This window comes from Streptomyces sp. NPDC032822 (assembly GCF_055578825.1).
In genome coordinates this window covers 630146-651655 of sequence record NZ_JBVIOL010000003.1, presented here as the reverse complement: position 1 = coordinate 651655, position 21510 = coordinate 630146, and the positions used below count along the sequence as shown (strand labels likewise).

At 73.5% G+C, this 21510-nt stretch carries 19 protein-coding genes; 10 read left to right on the top strand and 9 right to left on the bottom strand.

Going from position 1 to position 21510, the window contains the following annotated elements:
* Positions 1–103: 103 nt before the first annotated feature.
* Together ACZ5VD_RS12040 and ACZ5VD_RS12035 are read left to right on the top strand one after the other, a co-directional pair.
* Complete coding sequence (locus ACZ5VD_RS12040; protein ID WP_468549893.1) at positions 104–1267, top strand: exonuclease SbcCD subunit D; 1164 nt, start codon at positions 104–106, stop codon at positions 1265–1267.
* On the top strand, positions 1264–4257 hold the full coding sequence (locus tag ACZ5VD_RS12035; RefSeq protein WP_468682156.1) for an AAA family ATPase: 2994 nt from the start codon (positions 1264–1266) through the stop codon (positions 4255–4257). Before ACZ5VD_RS12040 ends, ACZ5VD_RS12035 begins: the two co-directional genes overlap by 4 nt.
* A gap of 28 nt (positions 4258–4285) precedes the next feature.
* Here the strand turns inward: ACZ5VD_RS12035 and ACZ5VD_RS12030 are convergent, their stop codons facing one another.
* Positions 4286–4732: an Lrp/AsnC family transcriptional regulator gene (locus ACZ5VD_RS12030; protein WP_468549891.1), complete on the bottom strand. Its 447-nt coding sequence runs from the start codon at positions 4730–4732 to the stop codon at positions 4286–4288.
* 141 nt (positions 4733–4873) lie between these two features.
* Here ACZ5VD_RS12030 and ACZ5VD_RS12025 point away from each other — a divergent pair, with 141 nt between their 5' ends.
* The 3 genes from ACZ5VD_RS12025 to ACZ5VD_RS12015 all read left to right on the top strand — a co-directional run bounded on the left by ACZ5VD_RS12025 (position 4874) and on the right by ACZ5VD_RS12015 (position 6984).
* Positions 4874–5356: a rhodanese-like domain-containing protein gene (locus ACZ5VD_RS12025; RefSeq protein ID WP_468549890.1), complete on the top strand. Its 483-nt coding sequence runs from the start codon at positions 4874–4876 to the stop codon at positions 5354–5356.
* 43 nt (positions 5357–5399) lie between these two features.
* On the top strand, positions 5400–5915 hold the full coding sequence (locus tag ACZ5VD_RS12020) for an immunity 21 family protein (protein WP_468549889.1): 516 nt from the start codon (positions 5400–5402) through the stop codon (positions 5913–5915).
* A 223-nt stretch (positions 5916–6138) separates the two neighbouring features.
* On the top strand, positions 6139–6984 hold the full coding sequence (locus tag ACZ5VD_RS12015; protein WP_468549888.1) for an SDR family oxidoreductase: 846 nt from the start codon (positions 6139–6141) through the stop codon (positions 6982–6984).
* Positions 6985–6992: 8 nt separating this feature from the next.
* Here ACZ5VD_RS12015 and ACZ5VD_RS12010 read toward each other — a convergent pair whose 3' ends face one another.
* The gene (locus ACZ5VD_RS12010; RefSeq protein WP_468549887.1) at positions 6993–8684 is read right to left on the bottom strand and encodes a DUF885 domain-containing protein; all 1692 of its coding nucleotides are present in this window, start codon (positions 8682–8684) and stop codon (positions 6993–6995) included.
* Positions 8685–8717: 33 nt separating this feature from the next.
* Complete coding sequence (locus tag ACZ5VD_RS12005; protein ID WP_468549886.1) at positions 8718–9212, bottom strand: Lrp/AsnC family transcriptional regulator; 495 nt, start codon at positions 9210–9212, stop codon at positions 8718–8720.
* Positions 9213–9271: 59 nt separating this feature from the next.
* Here ACZ5VD_RS12005 and ACZ5VD_RS12000 point away from each other — a divergent pair, with 59 nt between their 5' ends.
* Positions 9272–10471 carry a trans-sulfuration enzyme family protein gene (locus ACZ5VD_RS12000; RefSeq protein WP_468682155.1) on the top strand — a complete coding sequence of 400 codons (1200 nt, stop codon included), beginning with the start codon at positions 9272–9274 and terminating at the stop codon, positions 10469–10471.
* A gap of 10 nt (positions 10472–10481) precedes the next feature.
* Here ACZ5VD_RS12000 and ACZ5VD_RS11995 read toward each other — a convergent pair whose 3' ends face one another.
* From ACZ5VD_RS11995 to ACZ5VD_RS11985, 3 genes are all read right to left on the bottom strand, one after another.
* A complete protein-coding gene (locus tag ACZ5VD_RS11995) occupies positions 10482–11753 on the bottom strand; it encodes a GNAT family N-acetyltransferase (protein ID WP_468549884.1) in 1272 nt (423 codons plus the stop codon).
* 108 nt (positions 11754–11861) lie between these two features.
* Complete coding sequence (locus tag ACZ5VD_RS11990) at positions 11862–13436, bottom strand: alkaline phosphatase D family protein (protein WP_468549883.1); 1575 nt, start codon at positions 13434–13436, stop codon at positions 11862–11864.
* A 145-nt stretch (positions 13437–13581) separates the two neighbouring features.
* Complete coding sequence (locus ACZ5VD_RS11985; protein ID WP_468549882.1) at positions 13582–14412, bottom strand: alpha/beta fold hydrolase; 831 nt, start codon at positions 14410–14412, stop codon at positions 13582–13584.
* Positions 14413–14567: 155 nt separating this feature from the next.
* Between ACZ5VD_RS11985 and ACZ5VD_RS11980 the strand changes: the two genes are divergently transcribed.
* Both ACZ5VD_RS11980 and ACZ5VD_RS11975 read left to right on the top strand, forming a co-directional pair.
* The gene (locus tag ACZ5VD_RS11980; protein ID WP_468682152.1) at positions 14568–15452 is read left to right on the top strand and encodes an RNA polymerase sigma-70 factor; all 885 of its coding nucleotides are present in this window, start codon (positions 14568–14570) and stop codon (positions 15450–15452) included.
* A 192-nt stretch (positions 15453–15644) separates the two neighbouring features.
* Positions 15645–16406, top strand: coding sequence for a GntR family transcriptional regulator (locus ACZ5VD_RS11975; protein ID WP_468682149.1), 762 nt, complete (start codon positions 15645–15647; stop codon positions 16404–16406).
* Positions 16407–16476: 70 nt separating this feature from the next.
* On the opposite strand, the gene ACZ5VD_RS11970 is transcribed toward ACZ5VD_RS11975, so the two are convergent.
* From ACZ5VD_RS11970 to ACZ5VD_RS11960, 3 genes are all read right to left on the bottom strand, one after another.
* Positions 16477–17634, bottom strand: coding sequence for an ROK family protein (locus tag ACZ5VD_RS11970; protein WP_468549879.1), 1158 nt, complete (start codon positions 17632–17634; stop codon positions 16477–16479).
* Positions 17635–17829: 195 nt separating this feature from the next.
* Positions 17830–18492: a response regulator transcription factor gene (locus ACZ5VD_RS11965; RefSeq protein ID WP_468549878.1), complete on the bottom strand. Its 663-nt coding sequence runs from the start codon at positions 18490–18492 to the stop codon at positions 17830–17832.
* A gap of 14 nt (positions 18493–18506) precedes the next feature.
* Positions 18507–19670, bottom strand: coding sequence for a sensor histidine kinase (locus ACZ5VD_RS11960; protein WP_468682147.1), 1164 nt, complete (start codon positions 19668–19670; stop codon positions 18507–18509).
* Positions 19671–19778: 108 nt separating this feature from the next.
* Here ACZ5VD_RS11960 and ACZ5VD_RS11955 point away from each other — a divergent pair, with 108 nt between their 5' ends.
* Both ACZ5VD_RS11955 and ACZ5VD_RS11950 read left to right on the top strand, forming a co-directional pair.
* A complete protein-coding gene (locus tag ACZ5VD_RS11955) occupies positions 19779–20714 on the top strand; it encodes an ABC transporter ATP-binding protein (RefSeq protein ID WP_468682145.1) in 936 nt (311 codons plus the stop codon).
* 1 nt (position 20715) lies between these two features.
* Positions 20716–21441, top strand: a complete 726-nt coding sequence (locus ACZ5VD_RS11950; protein ID WP_468549875.1) for an ABC transporter permease — start codon at positions 20716–20718, stop codon at positions 21439–21441.
* Positions 21442–21510: the final 69 nt, after the last annotated feature.

Here is a 21510-nt window from a genome sequence, read left to right as displayed (position 1 = left end):
TTAGCGTGGTCGCTGCTGACGGCGTGCTTGTGCTGGTTCGTGAGGGTTCCAGGACAGGTCCTAGGGGTGTAGCAGGGGGAGACATGCGGTTCGGAGTGGCCTTGTGAGGTTGCTGCACACGTCCGACTGGCATCTCGGCCGGGCCTTCCACCGGGTGAACATGCTGGGCGCCCAGGCCGAGTTCATCGGTCACCTCGTCACGACCGTGCGGGAGCGCGCAGTGGACGCGGTGGTCGTCTCGGGGGACGTGTACGACCGCGCGGTGCCGCCGCTCGCCGCGGTCGAACTCTTCGACGACGCCCTGCACCGCCTCGCCGACCTCGGCGTACCCACGGTGATGATCTCCGGGAACCACGACTCGGCCCGTCGGCTCGGCGTGGGCGCCGGCCTCATCGACCGCGCGGGCATCCACCTGCGCACCGAGCCGTCGGCCTGCGGCACCCCCGTGGTGCTGACCGACCCCCACGGCGACGTGGCCTTCTACGGACTGCCGTATCTCGAACCCGCCCTGGTGAAAGACGAGTTCGGCGTCGAGAAGGCCGGACACGAGGCCGTTCTCGCCGCCGCCATGGACCGGGTCCGCACGGACCTCGCCACCCGCGCCGACGGCACCCGCTCCGTCGTCCTCGCGCACGCCTTCGTCACCGGCGGCGAGGCCAGCGACAGCGAACGGGACATCACCGTCGGCGGCGTGGCAGCCGTGCCCGCCGGGGTCTTCGACGGAGTCGACTACACGGCACTCGGCCACCTGCACGGCAGCCAGACCATCACCGACCGCGTGCGCTACTCCGGCTCCCCGCTGCCGTACTCCTTCTCGGAGGCCGAGCACCGCAAGACCATGTGGCTCGTCGACCTCGACGCCGACGGCACGGTCACCGCCGAGCGCCTGGACTGCCCGGTCCCGCGCGCGCTGGCCCGCATCCGCGGCACCCTGGAGGACCTGCTCGCCGACCCGGACCTCGCCCGGCACGAGGAGGCGTGGATCGAGGCGACCCTCACCGACCCGGTCCGCCCCGCCGACCCCATGGCCCGGCTCGCCGAGCGGTTCCCGCACACCCTCAGCCTCGTCTTCGACCCCGACCGGACACCGGACGACCCCGCCCTGTCGTACGCCACCCGGCTCGCCGGGCGCACCGACCAGGAGATCGCGGAGGACTTCGTGGCCCATGTGCGCGGCGCCGGACCCGACGAGCGCGAACAGGTCGTCCTGCGCGACGCGTTCGACGCGGTGCGCGCCGACGAGGCCGTACGAGAGGTGGCGCGGTGAGGCTGCACCGGCTGGACATCACCGCCTTCGGCCCGTTCGGCGGCTCCCAGAGCGTCGACTTCGACGAACTGTCGGCGGCCGGACTCTTCCTGCTGCACGGGCCGACCGGAGCAGGCAAGACCTCGGTACTGGACGCGGTCTGCTACGCGCTGTACGGCGCGGTACCGGGCACCCGGCAGAGCGGGCAGGGCATGACGCTGCGCAGCGACCACGCCGCCGCCGGCACGCGCACCGAGGTCCGGCTCGAACTCACCGTCGCGGGACGCCGGTTGGAGATCACCCGGCAGCCGCCCCGGGAGCGGCCCAAGAAACGCGGTACGGGCACGACGCTCGACAAGGCCCAGAGCTGGCTGCGCGAGCACGACGCGGTCGCCGGCCAGTGGAAGGACCTCAGCCGCTCCCACCAGGAGATCGGCGAGGAGATCACCCAGCTGCTCGGCATGAGCCGCGAGCAGTTCTGCCAGGTCGTCCTGCTGCCCCAGGGCGACTTCGCGCGCTTCCTGCGCGCCGACGCCGAGGCCCGCGGCAGACTCCTCGGCCGTCTCTTCGACACCCACCGCTTCGCCGAGGCCGAGAAGCGGCTCGCCGAACGCCGACGGGTCACCGAGGCCCAAGTGCGCGAGGGTGACTCCGAGTTGCTGGCCGACGCGCACCGCATGCAGCAGGCCGCCGGACCGGCCATGGAGCTGCCGGACGCGGCACCCGGCGAACCCGGCCTCGCGGACGCCGTCCTGGGCGCCGCCGCCGTCGCCCGCAGTACCGTCCGCGAACAGCTGACGATCGCCCACTGCCGCCTCACGGCCACCGAGTCGGCCCACGCCGCCACCGACCGGGCACGGGCCGACGTACGCGAACGGGACCGGCTGCAGCGGCGGTTCGCCGAGGCACGGGAACGGGCCGCGCTCCTGGAGGAGCGCGCCGAGGGCTACCGCCAGGCGCAGGCGCGCATGGAGCGGGCCCGCAAGGCCGAAGCGGTGGCGCCCGCCCTGGAGCTGCGGGAGGCCACCGAGTCCGAACACCGGCGAGCGGCCGAGGCGCGGACCCGCGCCCGTGCGCTGCTGCCCGACAGCCTCGCGGACGCCGAGGCCGCCGGACTCGCCGCCGCCGCCCGCCGGTCCGCCGAGGAACTGGGCGGCCTGGAGTCGGCGCGGCGCGGCGAGCGACGGCTCGCCGAACTCGTCGACGAGCGTGCCGAGTTGGAGCGCCAGGAACGGGACGACGAGGACGTACGGCAGGAGGCCGAGAGCTGGCTGGCCGGCTGGGAGGAGACCCGCACGGGCCTCCAGACGCGGATCGACGCGGCCCAGGAAGCGGCCACCCGGGCCGAGCAGCTGTCCGTCCGGCGCGATCCCGCCGAACGCCGACTGGGATCCGCCCGGCAGCGCGACGCACTCGCCCACGACGTGGAGTCCGCGCAGCGACAGGTGCTCACCCTCACCGAGGACGCCCAGCAGGCCCGAGCGCACTGGCTGGACGTCAAGGAGCAGCGACTCGACTCGATCGCCGCCGAACTCGCCGCCGAGCTGAAGGACGGTGAGCCGTGTGCCGTCTGCGGTTCCGACGCCCACCCCGCGCCCGCCCGCAAGGACGCCGGACACGTCGACCGCGCGGCGGAGGAACGGGCGCTCGCCGACTTCCAGCGGGCGGAGGAGAGGCGCGCCCAGGAGGCGGAGCGCCTCGGCCTCGTACACCGGGCACTGGCCGCGGCCGAGGCGGAGGCCGGTGACATCCCGACGTCCCGACTCGCCGAGGAGTTCCAGGAGTTGGAGCGCAGGTACGCCGAGGCCCGGGCCGCCGCCTCCGGGCTGCACGGCGCGAACGAGGCGCTGCGGCAGGCCGAGCGGGAGCGTGAACGCCGGAACACCGTCCGCCAGGACGCCCAGGTGCGTGCCGCGTCACGCACCACCCGACGCGAGGCCCTGGACCGCGAACAGGCCAGCCTGGAAACCGAGTTGGAGCAGGCGCGCGGCGCCGCCGACAGCGTGGCCGCGCGGGCCGCGCAGCTGGAGCTGCGGGTCGCGCTGCTCACCGACGCCGCCGACACCGCGCGCGCCGCCGAGGACACCGCCCAGCGCCTCAAGGACGCCGACGCCCGGCTCGCCGACGCCGCCTTCCGGGCCGGCTTCGACACCCCGCAGGCCGCGGCCGCCGCGCTCCTCGACGGGGCCGCCCACCGTGAGCTGCAACGCCGCCTGGACGCCTGGCAGTCCGAGGAGGCCGCCGTCCGCGCCGTCCTCGCGGAGCCCGACACTTCGGCCGCCGCCCAGCAGCCGCCGGCCGACGTCGTCGAGGCGGAACAGGCCGCCGCCGCTGCCGCCCGGCGGCTGCGCGACGCCGCCTCGGCCCGTGACGCGGCGGCCCGCCGCTGCACCGAACTCGACCGGCTCTCCGCGCGAGCCGCCGCAGGTGTACTACGGCTCGCGCCGCTGCGCGACGAGTACGACCGGGTGGCCCGACTGGCCGGCCTCGCCGCGGGCACCTCGGCGGACAACGAACGCAAGATGCGGCTGGAGTCGTACGTGCTGGCGGCCCGCCTGGAGCAGGTGGCCGCCGCCGCGACCGTACGGCTGCTGCGCATGTCGTCCGGCCGCTACACCCTCGTCCACTCCGACGACCGCAGCGGACGCGGTCGCAGCGGCCTCGGGCTGCACGTCGTCGACGCCTGGACCGGCCGTGAGCGGGACACCGCGACCCTGTCCGGCGGCGAGACCTTCTTCGCCTCGCTCGCCCTCGCCCTCGGCCTCGCGGACGTCGTCACCGACGAGGCCGGCGGGGTGCGCCTGGACACCCTCTTCATCGACGAGGGCTTCGGCAGCCTCGACGACCAGAGCCTGGACGAGGTGCTCGACGTCCTCGACTCGCTGCGCGAACGCGACCGCAGCGTCGGCATCGTCAGCCATGTCGCCGATCTGCGCCGGCGCATCCACGCGCAGTTGGAGGTCGTGAAGGGGCGCTCGGGGTCGGCGCTGCGGCAGCGCGGGGTCGGCTGAGCCCGGGAGTTCACCGGATCCCCGGGCCTCACCGGCCCAGCGGCCGGCGCGGCAGCGGCGAGGAGTACACGACGCTCGTCGTCACCGAGCCGAGGGCGCCGATCCTGCCGGACACCTCTTCCAGATGGCGCATCGAGCGGGCCGCGACCTTGATGACGAAGCAGTCGTCGCCGGTCACATGGTGGGCCTCCAGGATCTCGGGCGTGGCGGCCACCAGGTCGTGGAACGGCTTGTAGTTGCCGGTGGGATAGCGCAGCCGGACGAAGGCCAGGACCTTGAGGCCCAGCCGGTCCGGGTCCACCACCGCCGCATACCCCTGGATGACGCCCGCCTCCTCCAGCCTGCGCACCCGCTCGGTGACCGCGCTCGCGGACATGGAGACGGCCCGGGCCAGCTCGGCGAAACTGGCCCGGCCCTCCCGCTGGAGGACATCGAGGATGCGCCAGTCGGTGGCGTCCGGGGAATACGTGGTCATGTCCGAGGAATAGCAGGGGAATCCCCGGCCGGACAAGACCCCTGCCGTGGAATGCCCCTTCAGATCGCCGATCGGCGGCCATAGGTTGCCGGTCATGGAGAACGACCACGTCCACGTCCACGATCACGAAGGGTCCTCGACATGACCGGCACCACGACCACCGCCGACGCCGTGCTGCGGACCGCTCCCGCCGCCCCTGCCGAGGCCGCCGCGTACTTCCGCGCGAGCCTGGCCTTCCACACCGACGTGTCCGACGTCGCCGCCGCGCTCGCGGCCGACGGCGACCCCGGCTTCGTCGTCCTCGACTGCCGCTCCACCGAGTCCTGGGACCAGGGGCACGTCCCCGGCGCGGTCCACCTGCCCACCGCGCTCGTTCCCGAGCAGGCCGAGCGACTCCTCGACAAGTCCGTGCCGGTCGTGACGTACTGCTGGGGTCCCGGCTGCAACGGCGCCACCCGGGCCGCCCTCGCCCTCGCCGAACTCGGCTACCGCGTCAAGGAGATGCTGGGCGGCTTCGAGTACTGGGCCCGCGAGGGCTTCGCGTTCGAGACCTGGCAGGGCGGCGACCGACGCGAGGCCGACCCGCTGACCGCACCGGTGGACGCCGACAACTGCGGTTGCTGAGGCGGAAGATCGCCGGGATTTGCGAACGTGTAGGTTCAGCCGCATGGTGCGATACGCGGAGCCGGGCACGGCGGACTGGGTGGAGTCGGGCGGCGGTCCGCTCATAGCGGTGCCGGAGACGGTGCTGCCGTTCTGGGCGGGGGCCGACGGGGACGAGACGGCGTCCGACTACGACCGGGCGTGCGAGGTCGACGGACTCGTCGGACTGCTGCCCGTCGGTGACAGTGCCGCCCTGGTGTTCGGCGATGAGCCCGCCTCCACCACCTATCTGCCGGACCACCGGACCTTCGTACGGTGGTCCGCCGCCGACTCCGAGGCCGCCCTCCTCGCCGAGGTGCCGAACGCGCTCGACACGGCGGCCTGGGAACCCGAGGTGTGCTGGACCGTGCCGGGCGCGGTGCTGCTGTTCGACGCGGCCTGGCCCGGCCCCGACTCCGCGCGCACCGACCACGTCAGGGTCGCCCTCGATGCGGGCCGGTACGCCGTGCGGGCGGCTCAGGTGCAGCCCGGCCCGGAGACCTGGCTGGGCCTCGTGCAGCTGCGGCGGCTGCCGGACTGAGCCCCCCCGGAAGCCGCTGGCCCGGCCCCCGGGAACCGGCTGTCCGAGCCACCTCGGAGACCGCCGGGTCGCCCCACCCCGGAAACCACGTCGGACCGAGTACTCCGCAACCGCCGGACGGAGCCCTGCGCAACCGCGGGACCGAGCCGCTCCGATGCCTCGGACCGGGCCGCCCCGGAAAACGGGGTGCGCCGGGTGCGGGCCGCCGCTGATGATGATCGGCATGCCCCTGTTCCCGCACCCCACCCCCGACGAGCTCCGCCGCGACCCGCTGCCCCTGCGCGGCCGGACCGCCCTGGTCACCGGGGCCGGCCGACGGGCCGGGATCGGGCACGCGGTGGCCCGGCGGCTCGCTGCGTACGGAGCGAGCGTCTATCTGCACCACCACGTCCCGCACGACGAGCGCATGCCCTGGGGCGCCGACCGTCCCGAGGCCGTGGCCGACTCCGTGCGCGAGGCGCTCGGCGATCCGGCGGCCCGGGTGGAGTCGGGTCCCGGCGACCTGTCCGACCCCGCCATGCCCGCGGAACTGGTCGCCACCGCCGCGGCGGCGCTCGGCGGGCGGCTCGACATCCTCGTCGCCAACCACGCCCTCAGCGGTTCCGACGGCGCCCTCGACGCGCTCGACGCGGCGAAGCTCGACGCGCACTGGGCCGTCGACACCCGCGCCGTGCTGCTGCTCGTGCAGGCGTACGCGCGGCTGCGGGCCCAGCTGCCCGGAGGTACGCCGGGCGGCCGGGTCGTGATGATGACCTCCGGCCAGGACCACGCGGGCGGCATGCCCGGCGAGCTGGCCTACGCCCTCCAGAAGGGCGCCCTCGCCTCCGTCACCCGCACCCTGGCGACCACACTGGCCGAGCACGCGGTCACGGTGAACACCGTCAACCCCGGCCCCGTGGACACGGGTTACCTCACCGGGGAGGCCTACGACGCCGTCGCCGCGATGTTCCCGGGCGGACGCTGGGGCATGCCCGACGACCCGGCCCGCCTCATCGCGTGGCTCGCGACGGACGAGGCGGGCTGGATCACCGGCAATGTGATCGACTCGGAGGGCGGCTTCCGGCGCTGACGCCGCGGCTACAGCTGCGACAGCTCGTCCACCAGGTCGTCCAGGCCCAGCGAGCCCTGCGAAAGGGCCGCCATGTGCCAGGCCTTGAGGTCGAAGGCGTCGCCGTGCCGCTCACGCGCCTTCTCCCGGCCCAGCAGCCAGGCCCGCTCGCCCAGCTTGTAGCCGATCGCCTGCCCCGGGATCGTCAGATAGCGGGTCAGCTCGCTCTCCACGAAGTCCGCCGGACGGCTGCTGTGCGCCCCGAAGAACTCCTGCGCCAGCTCCGGCGTCCAGCGCTCGCCCGGGTGGAAGGGGGAGTCCGCCGGGATCTCCAGCTCCAGGTGCATGCCGATGTCGACGATGACCCGGGCGGCCCGCATCATCTGCGCGTCGAGATAGCCGAGCCGCTGCTCCGCGTCGGTGAGGAAGCCCAGCTCGTCCATGAGCCGCTCCGCGTACAGCGCCCAGCCCTCGGCGTTGGCGCTGACCATGCCGACGGAGGCCTGGTAGCGGGAGAGGCTCCCGGCGACGTGCACCCACTGGGCGAGCTGGAGGTGATGGCCGGGGACGCCCTCGTGGTACCAGGTCGAGACCAGGTCGTAGACCGGGAAGCGGGTCTGGCCCATGGTCGGCAGCCAGGTGCGGCCGGGGCGCGAGAAGTCCTCCGAAGGGGGTGTGTAGTACGGGGCCGCCGCACCGCCGGGCGGGGCGATCCGGGACTCCACCTTCCGGACCTGCTCGGCGAGTTCGAAGTGGGTGCCGTCCAGCGTCTCGATGGCCTGGTCCATCAGGCCCTGCAGCCAGTCGCGGACCTCGTCGACGCCCTCGATGTGCCTGCCGTGCTCGTCGAGGTGGGCGAGCGCCACCCACGGTGTCCCGGCGCCCGGCAGGATCCTCTCCGCCTCCTGCCGCATCTCGCCGAGCAGCCGGTGGTACTCGGCCCAGCCGTACGCGTACGCCTCGTCCAGGTCGAGGTCCGTGCCGTTGAAGTAGCGGGACCAGCGGGCGTAGCGCTCCCGGCCCACCGTGTTCGGGGCGCCCTCGACGGTCGGCGCGTACACCTCGCGCATCCAGTCCCGCAGCTCGCCCACGGCGGTGGTCGCGGCGCGGGCCGCCTCGTCGAGTTCGGCGCGCAGCGAGTCGGGGCCCGCCGACGCGAAGTCCTCGAACCAGCCGCGCCCGTGGCCGTCCGTGTCCGCCCACTCGGTGAGCTGTTCGACGAAGGTGGCGGTCGGGCGCGGGGCCGCGTACAGCTTGCGCTCCAGGCCCAGCGCGAGGGACGCGCGGTACCCGGCGAGCGCGGCCGGCACCCCGCGCAGTCGCTCGGCGATCGCCGCCCAGTCCTCGTCGGTCTCCGTCGGCGTGACCGTGAAGACCTCCCGCACCGCGTGCGCGGGCGTGGCCATGTTGCCGACCGAGCGCAGCCCCTCGTCGGCCTCGTGCACGGCCAGTTCCGCGCCGAGCCGCTCCCGCAGCAGACGCGCGCACCGGCGCTCGATGTCACTGTCCGCGCCGGGCCGGCGTTCGGCCTCGTCGAGCCGGGCGAGTGTGGACCGCTGGAGTTCCGCGAGCGCCTCCTGGCCCGCGGGCGAGGTGTCGGGCAGCCTGCTCGAACTCTCCTTCACGCCGAGATACGTACCGGTCACCGGGTCGAGGGCGATGAGCTCGTCGACGTACGCGTCGGCGATCTCACGGGGCAGCGGGCTCTGGGTATCGGACATGGCGACCATCCTCGTACGAGGTGTCGCCGCACGTCACCCCGATTGCGCGGTCGGCGTACCCGGCGGCAGCAACGGCCCGCAGTCCCACTGCTGGAAGATCAACCGGGTCTCCACACGGGCGACTTCGCGCCGGGACGTGAACTCGTCCAGCACCAGGCGCTGCAGATCGGCCATGTCCGCGACCGCGACATGGACGAGATAGTCGTCGGGACCGGTGAGATGGAAGACGGTCCGCGACTCCGGCAGCGCCCGGATCCGCTCCACGAAAGGGCCCACCAGCTCCCGCCGGTGCGGCCTGACCTGAACGGACAACAGGGCCTGCAGGCCTCGCCCGAGGGTGGCCGGATCGAGCCGCAGCTGATGACCGAGGATCACCCCCGACCGGCGCAGCCGGGTCACACGGTCGAGACACGTCGACGGGGCGACGCCGATCTGCGCGGCGAGATCGCGGTAGGTGGTCCGGGCGTCGTTCTGCAACAGCCGCAGCAGGTGGAGATCCACCGGATCCAGTACGACGGATTCGGTCATGCGGCGAACGTAACACGGCGTTCGATCCCCTGAGCCCGGTGGTTGTTCACTCTTCCGCCATGGACTCCACGAGAGCACTCGCCACCGAAGCCGTCCACGCCGGCCGCGACGACCTCGCCCGGCAGGGACTGCACGCCCCGCCGATCGACCTGTCCACCACCTACCCGTCCTACGACAGCCGCGGCGAGGCCGCCCGCATCGACGCCTTCGCGACCACGGGCGCCGAGCCCGAGGGCCCGCCCGTCTACGGGCGGCTCGGCAACCCGACCGTCGCCCGCTTCGAGACCGCCCTCGCCCGGCTGGAGGGCACCGAGGCCGCCGTCGCGTTCGCCAGCGGCATGGCCGCCCTGAGCGCCGTCCTTCTCGTACGGTCCTCCCTGGGCCTGCGGCACGTCGTGGCCGTACGCCCCCTGTACGGCTGCAGCGACCACCTGCTCACCGCGGGGCTGCTCGGCTCCGAGGTGACCTGGACCGACCCCGCCGGGATCGCGGACGCGCTGCGGCCCGACACCGGCCTGGTGCTGGTGGAGTCCCCGGCCAACCCCACCCTCGCCGAACTGGACCTCAGGGCCGTCGCCCACGCCTGCGGCTCCGTGCCGCTGCTCGCCGACAACACCTTCGCCACGCCGGTCCTGCAACGCCCCGCCGAACAGGGCGCGCGGCTGGTGCTGCACAGCGCCACCAAGTACCTCGGCGGGCACGGCGACGTCATGGCCGGGGTGGTGGCCTGCGACGAGAAGTTCGCCGGGCGGCTGCGGCAGGTCCGGTTCGCCACCGGCGGCGTCCTGCATCCGCTGGCCGGCTATCTGCTGCTGCGCGGTCTTGCCACCCTGCCGGTGCGGGTACGGGCCGCGTCCGCGAACGCCGCCGAACTCGCCCGGCGGCTGGCCGCGGACCCGCGCGTCGGCCGCGTCCACTATCCGCGGATCGGCGGCGCGATGATCGCCTTCGAGGTGTACGGCGATCCGCACGAGGTCATCGCGGGCGTCCGGCTGATCACCCCGGCCGTGAGCCTCGGCAGCGTCGACACCCTCATCCAGCACCCCGCCTCCATCAGCCACCGGGTCGTGGACGCGGCGGACCGGCGCGAGGCGGGCGTGAGCGACCGGCTGCTGCGGCTTTCGGTGGGGCTGGAGGACGTCGAGGACCTGTGGGGGGACCTGGACGCGGCGCTGGACGGGGCGCCGGGCGCGGCGCCTGGGGAGCGGTTCGGAAGCACCCGCCGCACCGCCCACTCCGTCGGCGCCCTCGACTCCTAGTCCCGCACGGCTAGTCCCGCAGGGCCGATTCCCCGAGCTCCCGCCCGTGGGACGCCCGGCCCGCGACCGCGGCCGTGTCCAGCCGGGCCGTGATCACCAGGGTGCCCTCCTCGATCTGGTAGTCGAGGGGGAGCCCGAGGCCGCGCATCGCGGCGACCATGCCGGTGTTGGCCGACTGTGTCACCGCGTACACGCTCGCGCAGCCGGCCTCGGCGGCCATCGTGACCAGCCGGCCGAGGAGTTCGCCGCCGATGCCGCGCCGCTGCCAGGCGTCCTCGACGAGCAGCGCGACCTCCGTCTCGTCGCCGTCCCAGAGCAGATGACCGAGCCCGACGACGCGACCGGAGGTGGTCTCTACGGCGAGGGTGCGGCCGTAGCGCGGGCTGAGCAGGTGATTGAGGTAGCGGTCGGCGTCACCGACCGGACCGTGGTAGCGCAGGCCGAGGGTCCGCTGCGAGCACCGCTCGTGCATCGCCTTGGCGGCCTCCAGGTCACCCGGGTCGGCCCGCCGCACGGTGATGTCACTGCCCTCGGACAGCGTCAGCACGTCCTGGCCGCGCGGCACCCGCGGGCCGAGCCGCGCGTCCAGCTCCACCAGGGCCCGCGCCCGCGCGAACTCGGTCGGCGTGAACGGCAGGTACGGCCGCTCCACGGTGATCACTCCGCCCTCCGGCGCCCGAAGACGCATCACGGTCTCCTCCAGCACCCCTTCCACCGGCACCGACTCGGGTCCCTCGCCCCCGCCGGCCGGCCTGCCGGGCAGCGAGCGGATGGTGCACCGGCCCAGCAACTGGCGTAGAGCCAACGGCAGTTCCGCCGCGTCCAGGGCGGTGCGGGTGGCCAGGCCCAGGACCCGGGTCGGCGCGTCCACCAGGTCGTGGGTGTCGGCCCGCTCGATCCAGGTGTCGCCGCCGCCGGCCAGTGCCACCGCACCGGTGATCCTGTCGCCCGCGAGCGCGCCGGGAGCGCGCAGCAGGAACTCGTCCACCGTGCCGTGGGCCAGCGGGTGCGTCTGGAGGCTGAGGATGTCGACCCGGTGCCCGGCGAGTGCCGTGCAGAGCACGGCCAGCGAGCCCGGCTCGTCCTTCACCGTGGTCCGCATCCGCCACAGCGTGCTCTCCGACACCGAGTCCTCCCGGATGTCGGTATCGGTATCGCCCACTGGAGGCGCGTGACCGTGGCGGCGTGTCCACCATGTGCGGAACCCCGCGGTGGCCCGCTGCCAGTGCGCTACGGGGCGGCTGCCCTGGGAACCTGTCGCTTCAGATACTTCTCGACTCATGCAACCACTGTGCGGGAAGGGTGTTGCGTGATCACGAACGCCTTGTGACCGATCGGTAAAGCGTGGTCCGCGCCTTTTGTTTTTGTTTGTACGATTTATGGGTGTGCGCTACTGCCCCACCCGCCCCGGCCGCAGCACCTGTGTGAACAGCACGGTGCCGTCCTGTTCCCGCAGCCGGACCGTCATCTCCCCGCTGTCACCGTCGATGTCGACCTCGCCGAAGAACTGGTAGCCCTCGGCCGGAGAGACGTTGGCCACGGTGGGCGCCTTGACGAAGACCCGGTCCGGGCCGAACGTGCCGTCCAGCGTGTTCGCCGGGAAGGCGCCCGCGTTGAGCGGCCCGGAGACGAACTCCCAGAAGGGTGCGAAGTCCTTGAACGCGGCCCGCGAGGGGTCGTAGTGCTGGGCCGAGGTGTAGTGCACGTCGGCCGTCAGCCAGACCGTGCCGGTGATCCGCCGGTGTTTGACGAACCGCAGCAGTTCGGCGATCTGCAGCTCACGGCCGAGCGGGGCCCCGGGGTCACCCTGGGCGACCGCCTCGATGTTCGGCTGCCCGTCCGTGGCGTCCGGGACGACCAGGCCGAGCGGCATGTCGGAGGCGATCACCTTCCACACCGCGCGGGAGCGGGCCAGTTCGCGCTTGAGCCACTCCAACTGCTCACGGCCGAGGATGCCCTGCGGGTCGGAGGTCTGGTCGTCCGCCGAGTTCGCGTCGCGGTACGTCCGCATGTCCAGGACGAAGACGTCGAGGAGCGGGCCGTAGCGCTGCACCCGGTGGACGCGGCCGCTCGGCCGGCGCAGGGTCGAGATCGGGAAGTACTCGGAGAAGGCCTGCCGGGCGCGGGCCGCGAGCACGTCGACGTTCTTCTCGGTGTACCGGGTGTCGCCGAGGATCTCCCCGGGGAACCAGTTGTTGGTGACCTCGTGGTCGTCCCACTGGATGATGGAGGGGACCTGGGCGTTGAACCGTCTGAGGTTCTCGTCGAGGAGGTTGTAGCGGAAGTTGCCGCGGAACTCCGTCAGCGTCTCGGCGACCTTCGCCTTCTCCGCGGTGGTGATGTTCCGCCAGGTCCGCCCGTCCGGCAGGGCCACGGTCTCGGTGAGCGGTCCGTCGGCGTAGATGTTGTCGCCGCTGCACAGGAAGAAGTCCGGGTCCAGCTTGGCCATCGCGTCGTAGATCCGGTAGCCGCCGAGGTCCGGGTTGATGCCCCAGCCCTGCCCGGCCAGGTCGCCCGACCAGACGAACCGCACCCCCTCACGCCGACTCGCCGACGCGGTACGGAAGGTGCCGGTGACCGGCTCGCCGGTGCGGCGCGGGTCGTCCGGGTCGGCGAGCCGTACCCGGTAGTGGATCTGCTCGCCCGCCGGCAGCCCGCGCAGCGATGTCGTACCGGTGAAGTCGGTGTCCGCGCCGAGGAGGGGCCCCTGCCATCGGCGCGGGGCGCGGAACGACTCGGTGGCGGAGGTCTCCACGATCATCCGGGCCGGCCGGTCCGAACGCACCCACACCAGCCCGGAGTCGCAGGTGACGTCTCCCGTCTGTACACCCCAGCCCGCCGCGGGCCGCCCCGACCGGGCGAACGCCGGCGCCGCGCCGGCCGCGGTGGGCAGGGTCAGGGCCGCGGACGCGGCCAGGGAGCCGCGCAGCACGCTGCGGCGGCCGGGGAACGGACGGTGGGACATGGATACGCCTCCGGGGTCGGGATCCGGCCAGTGTGCAGTGCCACACCTACGCGAACGCCGCGGCGCACACGGAAACCACAGGTGAACAACCGACCACGGGCCCTCACGTCCTGAGAGGCGGGGCTTGCGCAGGCCTCCGGGGTGGTCAGCGGCTGCCGTCGAGGATGACGCGCGCGACCAGCGCCGGGTCGTCGTTCATCGGGCAGTGGCCGCAGCCCGGCAGCCGCACCAGCCGGGCCCGGGGAATGATCTGCTTGGCCCGCACGCCCTGACGCGGGATCAGCAGCCGGTCCTTGGTGCCCCACGCGAGGGTGACGGGCAGCCCGGGGACGTCGTCGGTGAACCGGACGCTGCCGCCGGCCCGCAGGGTGTCGGCGAACCCCGTCGCCGTCGCCAGCGCGATCGTCTCGGCGACGACGGCCTCGGGCGAACGGCGGGTGGGACGGGCGTAGATGGTGCTCGTCAGGGCCGCGCGCCCGACCGCGGAGCGGGACAACCGCCGGACCGCGGGGAGCGGCATCCGCCGGGCGATCCCGCGCATCGTGAGGAGCACCCCGAAGGCGTACCGCCGCTCGGCCTCGGTCCAGAACCCGGCGGGGGACAGGGCGGTGACCGACCGTACGAGCCGCTCACGGCCGAGCTCCAGGGCGATCAGGCCGCCGAGCGAGTTCCCCGCCACATGCGGCCGGTCGACGTCCAGGGCCTCACAGAGGGCGCCGAACACCGCGGTGGTCGTGGGCAGGTCGTACGCGAGGCCGTCGGGCAGGCCGGGGGAGACGCCGAAGCCGGGAAGGTCCACGGCGATCACCTCGCGCTCGGTCGCCAGGATGTCCACGATCGGGTCCCAGGCCTGTCGGTGGTGACCTATGCCGTGCAGCAGGAGCAGCGGCTCCCCGCGGCCCGTGCGCGTGTAGGAGACGGTGACGGGCTCGGGCCCCTGCGCGGTGGGCACTTTGAAGGAGACGGTGCTGGACATGGAGGTGCTCCTCGACGCTCGGGGTTCGGTGGCGAACGCGGCGTAGACAGCTTGTCAGCAATTGCTACCGACGGGTAGCCCCGAGATGTGCGGTACCGGACAGGCCGTGCCGGAGCCGCCTGGACACGGCCGCACCGGTCCGGTGGGATGGGGCGGTGACCATCGACACCGTGACCGACGTCTTCGAAGAGCACCGCCCCGTCCTCCTGGGGGTCGCCTACCGCATGCTCGGCCGGGTCGCCGACGCGGAGGACGTGGTGCAGGAGGCCTGGCTGCGCTGGTCGTCCGCCGACCGCACCGAGGTGCGCGCCCCGCGCGGTTACCTGGTGCGCGTCACCACCCGCCTCGCCATCGACCGGCTGCGCCAGGTCAAGGCGCGCGGCGAGACCTACGTCGGCCCCTGGCTGCCGGAGCCGTACGCCACCGACTTCGGGGACACCGTGCCCGACACCGCGGAGCGGGCGGTGCTCGCCGACTCCGTCTCCCTCGCCGTCCTCGTGGTCCTGGAATCGCTGTCGCCGCTGGAACGCGCGGTGTTCGTCCTCAGGGAGGCCTTCGGCTACCCCTACTCCGACATCGCCGCGATGCTGGAGCGCGAGGAGCCCGCCGTACGGCAACTCGCCGGGCGGGCCCGCAAACACGTCGAGGAGCGCCGGACGCGCTACGAGGTCGACCCGGCCCAGCGCCGCGACCTCACCGAGCGTTTCCTCGCCGCCGCCACGGAGGGCGACCTGGAGGGCCTGATGTCGATGCTCGCCCCCGACGTCCGCCTGGTGGGCGACAGCGGCGGCAAGTCGAGGGCGCCGCTGCGGGTCGTGGAGTCCGCCGACAAGGTGGGCCGCTTCATCGCCGGCGCCGCGCGAAAGGGCGCCCCCGGCCTGTCCTTCCGCTTCGTGGAGCTCAACGCAGGACCCGCGATCCTCATCCTGTCGGGGGACAAGCCGGACTCGGTCTTCCAGCTGGACGTACTGGACGGACTCATCCAGTCCGTATACATCATCCGCAACCCCGAAAAGCTGCGGTCCCTGGCCGCACTCTGACCGGCGGCGAGGACGGCGTCGTACGAACGCCTCGTGAACGCCGCGCGGTAGGGCCCCGCGCGGTGCCCCGGGTATCGATGATTGGTCTTGACCAAGGGTGGGGGCCGTCCTATGGTCGCAGACAAGTGCAACAACCTTTAATAAACAAGGGCGCTAAAACGCCGCCGGACCACGGCGATTGCGGAGGCAAGGGTGGGGACCACGCAGCTGGAAACGGTGCCGGAACCGAAGTACTGGCATCTCAAGACCGTACTCAGTGAGGCACTGGACACCGAGTTCACGGTGGGGGAGATCCTGCCCAACGAGCGTGACCTCGCGGCCCGCTTCGGCGTGGCCCGCGCCACGCTCCGTCAGGCGCTGGAACAGCTCGAACTCGAAGGCCGTCTGCAGCGCCGACGCGGAGTCGGTACGACCGTCGCCCCGCCCCGGATGGGCGTGGCCGTCGGCCCGGAGCAGCACACCTGGCCGGGCGTCGCCGGCGACGACTGGAAGAGCGTCGACTCCGCGCGGGAGGTGCCGCCCACGGCCGTCGCCGCCGCCCTGGAGACCGGCGCCGACCAGAGCGTGCACCTGGTGCGCCGCTCCCGGACGACGCACGGCCAGCCCGTCGCCGCGGAGCTGCTCTACATCGCGGAGTCCGCGGTGCCCGAGCTCTCCGCCATAGACGCGGCTTCCGGAGCGCCACGCGCGCGTGCCGTGCTCCGCGAGCTCCAGCGCCTGGACCTGGAGGGCCAGGACAGCGCCGTCGAGCTGGGCTCCGCGCGCGCGGACGACGCCCGGGAGCTCGACCGGCTCCCCGGGGCACCGGTCCTCGTCGTCACCACGCGCTACTTCGCCGGCGGCCGTACGGTCGCCGTCTCCGTGGCCACCTACCGCGCGGACACCTGCCGGCTGACCTTCGGGGACTCCGGCGGCGTGGAGATCCACGAGGGCTCGCAGCGCCGGGCGTCCTGACCGTCGTACGGCCTGCCGTACCGCCTCGCGTCCAGCGCCCCGGAGCCGTCTCCGGGGCGCTGTCGCGTCCTCAGCGGCGTGCCGTCACCGTGCCCTCCACCGCGAAGAGCTGCTCCTCCACATGGTCGAGGGCCAGCCGCAGCGCGCCCGTCGCCACGGCCGCCTCGCCCAGGAGCGACAGGGTCACCTTCGGGGGCCGCAGACAGTACCGCGCCAACTCGCGGCGCAGCGGTTCCAGCACACCGTCCAGACCGGCCGCCCAGCCGCCGACGACGACCAGCTCCGGATCCAGGGCCAGCACGAGCGCCGCCACGTCGTGGACCAGCCGCTGGAGGAACCGGTCGACGGCCGCACGGGCCCCCTGGTCGCCCTCGCGGGCCTGCGCGAAGACCCCGGCGACCGCCTGCTCGTCCAACGGGTGCAGCGGTTCGCCCGTGGTGGACAGCAGCGTCTCCGGCGTGACCTCGCGGCCCAGCAGGTGCAGGGCACCGATCTCACCGGCCGCGCCGCCGTAGCCCCGGTGCAGCCGGCCGCCGATCAGCGCACCCGCGCCCGGACTCAGCCCGGCCAGCACGAACACCACATCGTCGGACTCGGTGGCGGAGCCCTTCCAGTGCTCGGCGACCGCCGCCGCGTTGGCGTCGTTCTCGACCAGCACCGGGCACTTGAAGGAGCGGCTCAGCCGCTCGCCCAGGCGCAGCCCCGTCCACTCGGGCAGCGCGGTCCCCAGCCGCACCGTTCCGTCGGCCTCGACGATCCCCGGTGTGCCGACCCCCACGGCCCGCAGGGAGCCGCGGGCGACCCCGGCGCGGCGCAGCAGTTCGGCCACCGCGGTCCGCATCCGTTCCAGCCGCTCGTCCGCCGACGCCGTCTCGTCGACGTCCTTGGCCTGCGCGCCGATCACCCGGCCGTCCAGGTCGGAGAGGAGCGCGGCCACCCGGTGCGCCCCGATCTCCAGGCCCAGCAGATGCCCGGCCTCGGCACGGAACCGGAACCGTCGCGCGGGCCGGCCCTGGCGTCGTACGACACTCTCGTCGGCGGCCTTCTCGACGACGTAGCCCGCCTCGATGAGCCCTTCTACGACGCCCTCGACGGTGGGGCGGGACAGCCCGGTGACCCGGGTGATCTCGGTCAGCGTCGCGCAGTCCGTGGCACGCAGCGCGTGCAGCACCACCGCGGAATTGATCCTTCGCAGCAGCGAGGGATCCCCGCCGGTCAGCTGCCCCAACGTCCGTCCTCCCAGCTCGTGCGCGTGTTGGCGGGATCGTACTCGGCGCGGCGCACCCCGGCGAGTGCCGTGACGCACGAGACACCGACCCGAGACCACCGATCGCATCCGCGCAGCGGGCCGAGACCGCCCGAGGGACACCGGTCGGCAGCCGACAGCCCACCCGGGGGCGCCGGTTCGACCGACGCGGGCCGGTCAGCCGGGCGCCACGAACCCCGACTCGTACGCGGCGATCACGGCCTGCGTCCGGTCCCGGGCGCCCAGCTTCACGAGGACGGCGCTCACATGCGACTTCACCGTCTCCGTCCCGACGACCAGCCGGACCGCGATCTCCGCGTTGGACAGCCCGCGCGCCATCAGCCGCAGCACCTCGGCCTCCCGCTCGGTCAGCCGGGCGCGCTCCATCACGGCCCGGGCCGCACGGTTGCCGCCGTCGTCCCCGTACCGGGCGGCCAGTTGACGCACCGAGGCGGGGAACAGCAGGGACTCGCCCTCGGCGACCAGCCGCACCGCGTGCACGATCTCCGCGGGCCGCGCCCGCTTCAGCAGGAACCCGTCGGCACCGGCCCGCAGCGCCTCGTACACGTACTCGTCGTTCTCGAAGGTCGTCACCACGAGGATCTTCGGCGGGTCCTCGACCGTCCGCAGCACGGCACGGGTGGCCTCGATGCCGTCCATGAGCGGCATCCGCACATCCATGGCGACCACGTCCGGCCGCAGTCGCCGCACCAGCGGAATCACCGCCGCCCCGTCCGACGCCTCCCCGACGACCTCGATGTCGGGCTGCGCCTCCAACACGGCCCGCAGCCCGGCGCGTACGAGGGGTTCGTCGTCGACGAGGAGCACGGTGACCGGCATCCGGCCAGCGTAGATCAGCGCAACGGCAGCTCCACCCGCACCTGCCAGTCACCCTCGTCGGGCCCGGTGCGCGCGCTTCCCCCGAGCAGGGCCGCGCGCTCGCGGATGCTGCGCAGCCCGCTGCCCCGCCCGGGACCGGGTATGTCCGCGGTGAGCGAATTGCGCACCTCCAGGCCGAGGACGCCGCCGGCGACGTCGATACGGACCCGGACGGGCACGCCCCCCGCGTGCCGCAACACATTGGTGAGGGACTCCTGGAGGATCCGGTAGCCCTCCCGGGAGACCGGGGCGGGCACGGTGTCCAGCGGGCCGGTCAGGTCGACGTCGACCTTCGCGCCGGAGGCCCGCGCGGACTCCAGCAGCCGGTCGGCGTCCAAGAGGGTGGGCCGGTTGCCCACGGGCCGCTCCGACTCCCGCAGGATCCCGAGCACCCGCTCCAGGTCCTCCAGCGCGGTCCGGCCGGTCTCCTCGATGGCGTTCAGCGCCCGGTCGGTGAAGGCCGGGTCCCCGGCCGCGCGGGCGGCCCCCGCCTGCACGACGGCGACGGTCAGCGCGTGGCCGATGGAGTCGTGCAGTTCGCGGGCGATACGCGTGCGCTCCAGGAGCTGTTCGGTGCGCTCCTCCAAGGCGGCGAGCCGCTCCGCCGGTGAGGGCCCGAGCAGTCGGCGGGCCCCCAGTGTGACGAGCTCGCCGGAGAGGACGACCACCGCGCCGAGCGCCACCAGGGGGAGGGGCACGAGCAGCGCGTGCCACCAGTGCCGGCCCGGCACCTGGACGAACGTGCTGGCATCGGGCATGCCACCACGGGCCGTGGTCACCAAGTCCACGGTGAGCATGGGGAGATGGATGGTGAGGAAGGCGACCGCAGTGCCGAGCAGCAGCCGGAACTCCAGCCACAGCACGGTCCGCCCGCGGTCGCCCCAGGTGACGGAGGGGGCGGCGACGATCTCACGGTTCTCCGCGTCGTGCCGTTGGCCCAGCAGCAGCGGGCCGGCCTGGAGGCCCTCCACCGTGCGCATCGCCGGCACCAGCCCCACGAGGGCCAGCAGGACCGCGGCCAGATACATGCGGGTGTTGTCGATGAACCACCACATGGCCGGCCACACGACGGCGACGAACAGATGCAGCCATCGTGTGTAGGTGACCGCCCGGAGGAACGGGCGCAGCATGCGGGCCATTTCGTCATCGTGCCAGCCGCCACCGACAACGGGCCTCCCCCGCCCGGGGGAGACGGTCTCCCCGCGCGGGGGAGGCCCCGAACCCGCCCCCGCGGCGAGGCTGTTGCCATGACCAGCATCGACATCCAGAACCTCGGCAAGGAGTACGGCACCAGGCGAGCCGTGGACCACCTCACCTTCCGTGTCCTCCCCGGCCGTGTCACCGGCTTCCTCGGCCCCAACGGCGCCGGGAAGTCCACCACCATGCGGCTGGTGCTCGGCCTCGACCGGCCGACCTCCGGCACCGCCACCCTCGGCGGTCGCGCCTACGCCACCCTCCGCGAACCCCTCCACCACGTGGGCGCGCTCCTCGACGCCCAGGCCGCGCACGGCTCCCGCACCGGACGCGACCACCTGCGCACCCTCGCCACCGGCAACCGCATCCCGGACCGCAGGGTGGACGAGGTACTGGAGGAGACCGGCCTCGCCTCCGTGGCCCGCCGCCGGGTGAAGACGTACTCCCTGGGCATGCGCCAGCGGCTGGGCATCGCGGCGGCCCTGCTCGGCGATCCCGAGGTGGTGATGCTCGACGAGCCGTCGAACGGCCTCGACCCCGAGGGCATCATCTGGATCCGCGGGCTGCTGCGCCGCCTCGGGGCCGAGGGACGCACGGTCCTGGTGTCCAGCCACCTGATGAACGAGACCGCCTCCTTCGCCGACCACCTCGTCGTCCTCGGACGGGGCCGCCTGCTGGCCGACACCCCGATGCGGGAGTTCATCCACGCACGCGTCCGGCCGCGCGTCCGTATCCGCACCTCGGACCCCACCGCGCTGAAGACCGCTCTCGCCCGACACGGTCACGACGCCGAACAGCACGAGGACGGCCACTGGACCGTGCACCACACGCGCGTGGACGACATCGGCCGACTCACCTCCGCCGCGGGCGTACCGATCCTCGAACTGGCGGCGGAAGAGGCCACGTTGGAGCAGGCCTACCTCGACCTCACGGCCGCGGAGACCGAGTTCGCCGCCCACCCGTCCACGACCCTGCCGCAGGAGGCCTGACATGCCGTTCGCACCCGTTCTCCAAGCGGAGTGGCTCAAGATCCGCACCCTGCGGTCGCTGTGCGGAGCACTGCTGGCGGTGTTCGCCGCGACCACCGCGTTCTCCGCCCTCGCCGGGGTCTCCGAGACGTCCGACCCCGAGTTCGACCCGCTGTTCATGGCACTGTCCGGGGTCACGCCCGGCCAGATCGCGGCCATCTCCTTCGGCGCGCTGGCGGTGTCGTCGGAGTTCCACGGGGGCGGGCTCCGGCTGGCACTCGCCACGGTTCCGCAGCGCGGCCGGTGGTTCGCGGCCAAGGTGACCGCCGTCGCCCTACCGACGCTCCTCGTCGGACTGGCCACCATGGTCGCCGCCCTCCTCGTGGCCCGGGCCGGGCTCGGCGACGCGGCGAGCGGGCTGACCGTCGGCGAGCAGGTGCGCGGCGTCGTGGGCGGAGGGATCTATCTCATGCTGATGGCCCTCCTCGCGAGCGGCCTCACGGCCCTGCTGCGCAGCGGCGTGGCCACCCTCTCCCTGCTGATCCCGTTCATCCTCGTGGTGTCCTTCGTCATCGGGGACGCGGCGGGCACCGTCGCCGACTTCCTGCCGGACCAGGCCGGCCAGGTCGTGCTGCACCAGACGCACGAGGGCACCCTGGGCCCCTGGTCCGGCCTCGCGGTGACCGCGCTGTGGACGGCGGCCTTCCTGCTCGCGGGGGCGTGGAGCGTGCGACGCCGGGACGCCTGACCCCGGAACCGCGACGGGCCTCGGACGCGGCGGGCCGCAAGAGCCGCCTGACGGCACGCCACTTGTCAG